The 8,509-nt window shown below is 77.2% G+C and carries 7 protein-coding genes; 1 reads left to right on the top strand and 6 read right to left on the bottom strand.

All coding sequences use genetic code 11. The annotated features are described in order from the left end of the window. Positions 1 to 80: 80 nt before the first annotated feature. From AC07BF_RS21615 to AC07BF_RS21625, 3 genes are all read right to left on the bottom strand, one after another. A complete protein-coding gene (locus tag AC07BF_RS21615; RefSeq protein WP_363580815.1) occupies positions 81 to 1,067 on the bottom strand; it encodes an N-acetylmuramoyl-L-alanine amidase in 987 nt (328 codons plus the stop codon). A gap of 7 nt (positions 1,068 to 1,074) precedes the next feature. After that, entirely contained in the window at positions 1,075 to 2,274 is a 1,200-nt protein-coding gene (locus AC07BF_RS21620) for a hypothetical protein (RefSeq protein ID WP_363628574.1), read from the bottom strand. A 198-nt stretch (positions 2,275 to 2,472) separates the two neighbouring features. Next, complete coding sequence (locus AC07BF_RS21625) at positions 2,473 to 3,129, bottom strand: class I SAM-dependent methyltransferase (RefSeq protein WP_478333781.1); 657 nt, start codon at positions 3,127 to 3,129, stop codon at positions 2,473 to 2,475. Between the two features lie 177 nt (positions 3,130 to 3,306). Here AC07BF_RS21625 and AC07BF_RS21630 point away from each other — a divergent pair, with 177 nt between their 5' ends. Next, positions 3,307 to 4,398 (top strand): alcohol dehydrogenase catalytic domain-containing protein, encoded by a 1,092-nt coding sequence (locus AC07BF_RS21630; RefSeq protein WP_363628570.1) that lies wholly within the window; start codon positions 3,307 to 3,309, stop codon positions 4,396 to 4,398. Positions 4,399 to 4,476: 78 nt separating this feature from the next. On the opposite strand, the gene AC07BF_RS21635 is transcribed toward AC07BF_RS21630, so the two are convergent. From AC07BF_RS21635 to AC07BF_RS21645, 3 genes are all read right to left on the bottom strand, one after another. Beyond that, positions 4,477 to 4,650, bottom strand: a complete 174-nt coding sequence (locus AC07BF_RS21635) for a hypothetical protein (protein WP_363580823.1) — start codon at positions 4,648 to 4,650, stop codon at positions 4,477 to 4,479. 167 nt (positions 4,651 to 4,817) lie between these two features. Beyond that, positions 4,818 to 6,524: an ATP-binding cassette domain-containing protein gene (locus tag AC07BF_RS21640; protein ID WP_478333782.1), complete on the bottom strand. Its 1,707-nt coding sequence runs from the start codon at positions 6,522 to 6,524 to the stop codon at positions 4,818 to 4,820. Positions 6,525 to 6,733: 209 nt separating this feature from the next. Next, positions 6,734 to 8,389 carry an ATP-binding cassette domain-containing protein gene (locus AC07BF_RS21645; RefSeq protein ID WP_400989293.1) on the bottom strand — a complete coding sequence of 552 codons (1,656 nt, stop codon included), beginning with the start codon at positions 8,387 to 8,389 and terminating at the stop codon, positions 6,734 to 6,736. Between the last annotated feature and the right edge of the window lie 120 nt (positions 8,390 to 8,509).

Genomic DNA, 8,509 nt, shown 5'->3' on the forward strand with positions numbered 1-8,509 from the left:
GACCGGGAATGGGGCGAAGTCGTTGCCAAAGGCGCGACCCGGGCGGCGCGCACGCCGTCGGCCGCCCCGGCCCAACTTCCTTACCGGGTGGTCAGATACGCCGTCAGCGCGTCGGCGATCCCCTGGGCCGCCCGCTGCCGCCACTGAGGATCCGTCATCCGTTTGGCGTCCACCGGGTTGCGCATGTTACCGCACTCGATGAACACCTTCGGCACCGTGGACAGGTTCAGGCCCCCCAGGTCGGAGCGGGTGTCCAGGCCGTCGCTCGCGGTGTAGTCCGCGTACGGCTCGCCCGTCGCGGCGCGGAAGCGCTCGCGCAGCAGCAGGCCGAGCCGGCGCGACGGCTCGACGATCGCCGAGTTGTCCGCCTTCCCGGCCGCCACCTTCGCCGGGAGGATCACGTGGAACCCGCTGCCGCCCGCCGGACCGCCGTCCCCGTGCACCGACAGGGCCACGTCGGCGTGCGCGTCGGCGCCGGCCCGGGCGCGCTCGTCGATGCAGGGGCCCCACGGACGGTCGCCGTCCTGCGCCAGCACCACCGTCGCGCCGCGGGCGGCCAGGATGGCGCGGGCCCGGTGGGAGACGTCCAGGGTGTACTCGGCCTCGGTGTAGCCGGAGTTGGTCTCGGTGCCGGTGGTGTCGCACTGCTTGCGGGAGTTGCCGATGTCGACCAGGCGGTTGATCTCGGCGGTGTGCGCGGAGTTGCCGGGGTTGTGGCCGGGGTCGAGCAGGATGGTGCGGCCGGTGAGCGCGGTGGGGGAGACCGGGGCGTCCGACGGGGCGGGTGTGTTCGACGGGGCGGGCGTCGTCGGGGTGGTCGGGGGCACCGGGGTCGTCGGCGTCTGGGCCGGGGTTCCCGGTGTGGCGGTTCCCGGGGTGGTGGTGCCCGGTGTGGCGGTTCCGGCCGGGGAGGTGGCCGGCGCGGCGGTGCCGCCCACCGCCGCGGAGTGGCCGAGGGACTGCCAGCCCAGCCAGCCCGCCAGGCAGAGCGGAACGGCCGCGCCCACCGCCGTGGTGGCGCGCAGCAGGGTGGAACGGCGGGGCGGTCGGGAGTTCGGGCCGGTCACGGGTGGATCAGATCCTGTCCTGGGTGCGCGGGGTGAGGCCGTACGTGTCGGCGATCGGCTTCCACTTGCCCGCGAAGTCCTTCTTCGCCTGGGTGGCCTGCGGGTTGAGCTCGTCGGCCCGCTTCTTGTCGGCGGTGTTCGGGGCCGAGCCCGAGCAGCCCTGGCCGGCGACCGCTCGCGCCCAGCTCGCGTACGCCCGGTCGATGTCGGCCGACAGCTGCCAGGCGGACTTCAGCGACGCCATCGCGTCCGCGCCGCCCGGCACGTCGGAGGCGCTCAGCTTGGCGAGCTTGCGCAGCAGTTCGTCGCGCTGCTTGGCGCCGTTGTCGAACACCTGCGCCGCGCTCTCGATGTCGGCCTTCGCCGGGCAGCTGCTCACCTTGGCGACCGCGCTGCCGATCGGGGCCTTCGCGCTCTCGCCCTCGGTGAGCAGGCCGTCCAGGGCCTGTGCCTGCGTCTTGGCGTTGGCGCCGGCACCGCTCGCGGTCGGGGACGGCGCCGCGGCGGACGAGGCCGGGTCGGTGGCGCCGTTCGGCGCGGCGTCCGTACCGGTGGGCGCCGGGCCCGTCGGCGGGTTCCCGGTGGACGTCGCGGAGGCGGACGGCGGGGCGGGCGAGGCCTGGTCCTTCTTGTCGCCGCTGTTCTGGGCGGCCACCAGCAGGCCGCCGCTGACCGCCACCACCAGGAGCAGCGCGAAGCCGATCAGCAGCGGTGCCTTCCGGTTGTTCGGGCGGTCCCCGTCGTCCGGGTCCTCGTAGTCGGCGGGGTAACCGGAGGGGTAGTCGGCGGGGTAGTCGGGCTGTCCCTGGTACGGGACGTACGGGGGCTGCTGCGGGCCGGCGGGCGGCTGCGGCGGGTACACGTAGCCGGGGCCGGGGGCCTCGCCGGACACGTAGCCGGGCCCCGGGGTCTGCGCGGACGCGTGGGAGGGGAACGGCGCCGGCGGCGGCACGGACGGCGGCTTCGGGGCGGCCAGGTACGGGCGGGCACCCAGCGGCGGGCCCTGGTCCCCGACGGCGCCGGTGGCGGGCGGCAGCGCGGCCCCGTCCTGCGGTGCGGCCCCGGGGCGCGGTGCGGCGGGCTGGGCGGGGGCGGGCTGCGCCGGGGTGGGCTCGGCGGGTCGCTGCGGGCCGCGCACCCAGCCGCCCGCGCCGCCGCGCGCGGTGGGGTCCCAGACTGCCGGAGCGGTGTTGTGCTGGTCCGTCATGTGCCGCTAGCCCCCACCGTCCGCCGATGCTCTGCCTGGTGCTGCGCGGACACCGTACCGTTCGAACCTCCGCCCGACAGCTCCGGCACGACGTTAGAGCATCCGTGCAGGACTGTGGGGCCGCTCGGCGGATCGGGCGGCGGCTCGGCCGGCGGATCGGGCGGTGGGCGGTGGGCGGCGGGTGGTGAGCGGCTAGCGCTAGCTCGCGGCGGTCCGGCGCAGGACGCGCAGCGAGCCCGTCACCGAGACCTCCTCGAAGCCCTCGGCCAGCGCCCGCAGGTACACCCGGTACGGGGCCTGGCCGCCGTCCGCCGGGTCCGGGAACACGTCGTGCACCACCAGCAGCCCGTCCGGCGCCAGGTGCGGGGCCCAGCCCTCGTAGTCGCCGGTCGCGTGCTCGTCGGTGTGCCCGCCGTCGATGAACACCAGGGCCAGCGGCCGGCCCCACAGCGCCGCGATCCGCGGCGAGCGGCCCACCAGCGCCACCACGTACTCCTCCAGCCCGGCGGCGTGCAGCGTCCGGCGGAACCGCGGCAGGGTGTCCATCAGCCCCACCTCCGGGTCCACCAGCGTCGGGTCGTGGTACTCCCAGCCGGGCTGCTGCTCCTCCGAGCCGCGGTGGTGGTCCACCGTCAGCGCGGTCGTCCCGGTCTCCCGGGCGGCCGCCGCCAGCAGGACCGCCGAGCGACCGCAGTAGGTGCCGATCTCCAGCACCGGCAGCCTGGTGCGCCGCGCCGCCGTCACCGCCGCCGCGTACAGCGCCAGCCCCTCGTCCACCGGCATGAATCCGGTGGCCGCCTCGAACGCCGCCAGCACCTCGGCCGCCGGGCGGACACTCTCCAGCAGGTCGGACATGACGGTGCTCCTCGGGCTCGGGACGTGCGCGAACGCGTTCGCCCCGGACCCTACTCGACGGTAGAGGGGCGGACCACAGCGGCCCTGGAACGTGTTCTAGTCGGGTCGGGTCGCCCGTGTCAGAATCGGGCCCGACCGTGGAGAACCGAGCACACGAGGCACACCGGGAGCAGCCCCATGCGCGCAGCCGTCCTGCACAAGACCGGCCAGGAGACCCTTGACGTCCGGGAGGACGTGACGGCCGTCGGCTTCGGGCCGGGCGCCGTACGGGTCCGGATGCGCGCTGCCAGCCTCTGCCACTCCGACCTCTCGGCGATGAGCGGCGTCCTGCCGCAGCCCGCGCCGTTCGTCCCCGGGCACGAGGGTGCCGGGGAGGTCGTGGAGGTCGGTGAGGGCGTGGCCGGCCTCGCCCCCGGCGACCGCGTGGTGCTCTGCTGGATGGCGCCCTGCGGCCGCTGCGCGCACTGCGAGCGGGGCCGCGGCCACCTGTGCATCGCCAGCCTGCGGCGGCTCGGCGCGCCCGGCTTCCGCTTCGAGGACGGCGGCGCGGCGGTCGAGGCCTCCGGGTTCTACGGCACCGGGGCGTTCGCCGAGGAGGTCGTGGTCGCTGCGGACGCCGTCATCAAGGTGCCCGCCGACCTGCCGTACGAGGCCGCCGCGCTGATCGGCTGCGGGGTGACCACGGGCGTCGGCGCCGCCGTCAACACCGCCCGGGTCGAACCCGGCGCCTCCGTCGCGGTGATCGGCGCGGGCGGGGTCGGGGTCGCCACCGTGCAGGGTGCCCGGGTCTGCGGCGCCGCCCGGATCACCGTCGTCGACCCGGTCGTCTCGCGCCGCGAGCGGGCACTGGCGTTCGGCGCGACCGAGGCGATCGCCCCCGAGGACCTCAGGGCGACGGCGAAGGGCCTGCCCGGCGGCGGCTTCGACTACGTCTTCGAGGCCGTCGGCCGGTCCGCCACCGTCCGGGCCGGCTACGACGCGGCCCGGCGCGGCGGCGCGGTCGTGGTGATCGGCGCCGGCGCGCAGGACGACCTCGCGCAGTTCACCATGGGCGAGCTGTTCTTCAACGAGAAGCGCCTGCTGCCCTCGCTCTACGGCGGGGCGCAGGTGGCCCGCACCATCGCCCTGGTCGTCGACCTGTGGCGGGCCGGGCGGATCGACCTCGACGGCATGATCAGCCACCGCGTCGACCTGTCGGACGTCAACGAGGCGATCGCCCAGATGCGCAGCGGCGAGGCGCTGCGCACGGTCGTGACGCTGGGGCGCTGAGCCGCGGGCCCTGCCCGAACGCGACGAGGGCCCGCCGGGGGGTGCTCCCCCTGACGGGCCCTTCCGGTGCGGGTGTGCTCAGCCCCGGTCCGCCGCGGCGCGGTGCCGGCCGTGCGGGTCGGCCTCGGGCTTGTCGTCGGCGGCGGAACGGCCCCGGTGCCGGCCGTGCGACGAGGTGTACCCGGCGGTGCTCTCGTCGGCGTCGGTCCCGTTGGCCGCGGGTCCGGTGGAGGCGGTGAGGGTGTCGGACATCAGAAATCGTCTTTTCCGTGCGGAGGGTGCAGGTCATCGGCGCCCGGCCGGCGCTTGGCGGCGCGCGGTCGGGTCCCCGATCGGGCGCTCGGTACGCGCCACAGCCGGTGATCGCGGCCCGTGCCCCGGCCACCATAACGGCCGGAACGGACGAGATCCTATCGAGATCATGACGCGCGACCCGCCGTCGAACCCAGCCAGTGACCGACCAACTCGCGGTACAGCGGGGACAGCACCTGAAGATCGCCGTGCCGGGCGAGCACCCCCCGCCCGCCGTCCAGCAGCAGCACCCGGTCCGCGCGCAGGGCCGAACTGATCCGGTGCGCGACCACGACGAGAGTCCCTGGCCGGGCGGCGAACGCCCGCTCGACCCGCTCCTCCGCACGCGGGTCCAGATGGCAGGTCGCCTCGTCCAGCACCACGACCGGCGCCGGCGACAGATACGTCCGCACCAGCGCGAGCAACTGCCGCTCCCCGCCCGACAACACGCCCGGATCGCGCAGGACGGCCTCCGGGCCGCCCAGCCGCGCGACCACCTGATCGGCCCCCAGTACGCGGACGGCACGGGCGAGTTGCTCCTCCGTGACCTCCGGGGAGAGCCAGGTCAGATTGGACCGCACCGGCCCCGGGAACACGTACGCCTCCTGCGGCACCAGCGCCACCAGTCGCGCCCGCGCGGCCCCCGCCAGCCCGTCCGGCCGCACTCCGCCCACCGACACGGCCCCGCCCGTCGGCGCCAGCACCCCGGCCAGCAGGGCCGCCAGCGTCGACTTCCCCGCCCCGCTCACCCCCACCACGGCCACGTGCTCCCCGGGCGCGAACCCGAACTCCAGCCCCTCCAGCACCGGCGCCCCGGCCCCGCCGTGCCCGTACCTCAACCCGCTGACCCGTACCTCCGGCTCCTGCCCCGGGGCTCTCCCCGGCAGCGCGCTGGGGGCGGTGTCCGCCGGCGGGCCGATCGTGGTGGCCGCCAGGCGGTCCAGGACGACGGCGAGGTTGAGCAGCCAGCCGCCGACCGTACCCGACAACGTCCGCACCGCCGGGTCGAGTTGCTGCAGCAGATAGGTCGCGACGCCGAGCAGTTCGCCGGGGGTCAGGGCCTCGCGGGCGAGCAGCCACGGCGCGGCGGCGAGGACGGCCAGGACGGGCAGCCGGCCGCCGAGGGCCACGACCAGCGCGCGCAGGGCCGAGGCCCGGCCCAGGGCGCGGGAGGCGGCGGCGCTCGCCCGGGCGGCCCCGGTCAGTGCCTCGGCGACCTGCTCCCGGGTGCCCGTGGCCTGCACGTCGCGCAACCCGTGCAGCGCCCGCCCCGCCTCGGCGGCCAGCCGCTCCTCGGCGAGCACGACCGCGTGCCGCCGCGCCACCAGCGGGCGCAGCAGACGGGCGAAGAGGAACCCGGCGGCGAGCAGCGGCAGCAGGACCAGCGGCAGGACGACGGGCGCCAGCAGCGCCAGACCGGCCAGGGCGGCGACCAGGGTGACCCCGACGCCGCGCAGGGTGCGCAGCAGGGTGGCGGTCAACTGCCTTACGGACTCGACCTGTTCGGTGAGCCGGGCGACCTCGGCCGGATCCGCCGACGGCCGGGCGAGCGCGCTGTGGACCACCCGCTCGACCAGGGTGTCCCGCAGCGGCTCCACCACCCCCGCCAGGTGCGGGAACCCGGCCCGCGCCGCGTACGCCCGGACGGCCATCGAGGCGCCGAACCCGGCCAGCCAGGCCATCCCGGCCCCCGGCCGCCCGGCCAGGAACCCCTGGTCGACGGCGGCCGAGACGAGCAGCCCGGACAGCAGCGGCGGCAGCGCCTCCACCCCGGACCACCCGAGCAGCCGGAGCAGCGGCCCGCGCGTGACGGCCAGTTGCCGGAACAGCAGCACCCACCCGGGGGAGGCGGACGCCGGAAGTCGACGACGCCGACTTCCGGTGCCGGGCGGTCGGCCCGCGCCGGGCCGGTGCGGGGCTCCGGCTGTTGCGGGCCGTCGGCGATGCCGACTCCTCGTGCCGGGCGCCGGGGCGGGCGGTTGCGTGGGAAGTCGAGAGGGCCGACTTCCTGCGCCGCCGTCGGGCGGGGTGCGGTGGCGGGCCATCAGACGGCGGCCGTCTGGAGGGCGGTGTCCGACAGGGCGGCGCGGTAGTCGGGGTAGGCGAGGAGGGTGGCGTGCGGGGCGAGGGCGCGCAGGCGGCCGGCGTCGAGCCAGGCGACGAGGTCGGCGCGGGCGGCGACGCCGGCGCGGTGGGCGACCACCAGCCGGGTGCGACCGAGGGTGGCGCGGTCGAGGGCCTCGGTGACCAGGTGCTCGGTGGCGAGGTCCAGGCCCGAGGTGGCGTCGTCGAGGACGACGACCCGGGCGGGCTGGGCCAGGAGCCGGGCCAGGCCGAGGCGTTGCAGTTCGCCGCCGGAGAGCCGGAGTTCGTCGAGCGGGGTGTCCCAGCCCCGGGGCAGCCGCTGGAGGAAGCCGTCCGCGCGGGCGGCCGCCGCCTCGGCGGGGCCGGCGCCGGCCAGCGCGTCGCGGACCGTACGGCCGATCAGGGCGGGCCGGGCGAAGGCGTAGCCGACCGCGTGCCGCAGTTCGGACGGGGCCAGCGCGTCCACCGGGACGCCGTCGATCAGTACGGCGCCCTCGTCGGGGTCGCGCAGCCGCCCGGGCAGCGCGGCCAGCAGGGACTTGCCGGAGCCGGAGCGTCCCACCAGCGCGACCGTGCGGCCGCCGGGGATCGTCAGGTCGAGCGGGCCGAGCAGCACCCGGTCGCCGTCGCGCACCACCACGCCGCGCAGGACGACCTCCCCGTAGCCGCCGGCGGGGAGGGCCGCCCGGCCGGGTTCGGCCGGGCGGACGGCCAGCAGTTCGTCGGCCCGGGCCTGCCCGGCGCGGGCGTGCGCCACCGCGACCAGCGCCTCGACCTGTTCGAAGAGCCCGGCGCCGAGGGCCGCCCAGCCGGCCGCGGCGGCGAGCGCCCCGGGAGCCAGGGTGCCGCCCGCGAGGAGCGCCCCGGCGGTGGCGAGCACCGCGACCTCGACCACCGCGATCAGCAGGGTGGCCTGCCAGGCGGTGCGCCGCTGCGCCGCCCAGAGCGCGAGCCCGGCGGCGGACAGGTCCGGTAGCGGCGCCAACACCCGTGCCGCCTCACGCTGTTCGGCGCCGGCGGCGTGGATGCTGCGCAGTCCGGTGAGGGCGCCGCCGAGCCGGGCAGCAAGGTCGGCCTGGACCTCCTGGTAGCGGGCGAACACCGGCCCGGCCTCGCGCAGGAAGAGCCGGATCAGCACCACGCCGGGGACGACGCCCGCGAAGAAGGCGAGCGCCAGCCACGGTGACAGCAGCCCGAGCCCGACGATCGCGCCCGCCGAGGTGAGCAGCGCCGTGGCCGCGCCGAGGACGGCGGGCAGCCGGCCGCCAGCGTCGCCGGCCGAGCCCAGCAGGCGGGCGGCGAGGTCGCCGGGCGGTGGTCCGTGGCGGAGCCGGCCGCCGGGTCCGAGGGTGAGCAGGTGGCGGACGAGGCGCCCGCGCAGGGCGGCGGTGGCCTCGGCGGAGCAGGCCGGGGCGGCCGCGGCGGCGGTGGCGTCGGCCGCGGCGGCCACGCCCAGGACGAGGGCGAGCCGCACGAAGGCGCCGGACTCGGGCCGGTGGCCGAGGGCGGCGTCGACGGCCGCGGCGAGGGCGGCGGGCAGGGCGAGCGTGGTGGCGGCCCCGACCGGCAGGGCGATGCCGAGTGCGAGGGTCCAGCCGGTGGGGCGGCGGGGCAAGTCGGAGCTCCCGTCGGAACGTCGGGTCGGGGGTCGGGCATGTGCGGGGAAACGGACGGTGCCGGGCCCCCCCTTTCCGGCCAGGCGGGGGAGGAACCACACACCCCCCCCCCGCTCCAC

The organism is Kitasatospora sp. NPDC043950 (assembly GCF_056435345.1).

What these genes read in the sequence shown, in the direction of transcription:
- AC07BF_RS21620 (WP_363628574.1), bottom strand. Translation starts at nt 2,274, where the DNA reads ATGACGGACCAGCACAACACCGCTCCGGCAGTCTGGGACCCCACCGCG.
- AC07BF_RS21625 (WP_478333781.1), bottom strand. Translation starts at nt 3,129, where the DNA reads ATGTCCGACCTGCTGGAGAGTGTCCGCCCGGCGGCCGAGGTGCTGGCG.
- AC07BF_RS21630 (WP_363628570.1), top strand. Translation starts at nt 3,307, where the DNA reads ATGCGCGCAGCCGTCCTGCACAAGACCGGCCAGGAGACCCTTGACGTC.
- AC07BF_RS21635 (WP_363580823.1), bottom strand. Translation starts at nt 4,650, where the DNA reads ATGTCCGACACCCTCACCGCCTCCACCGGACCCGCGGCCAACGGGACC.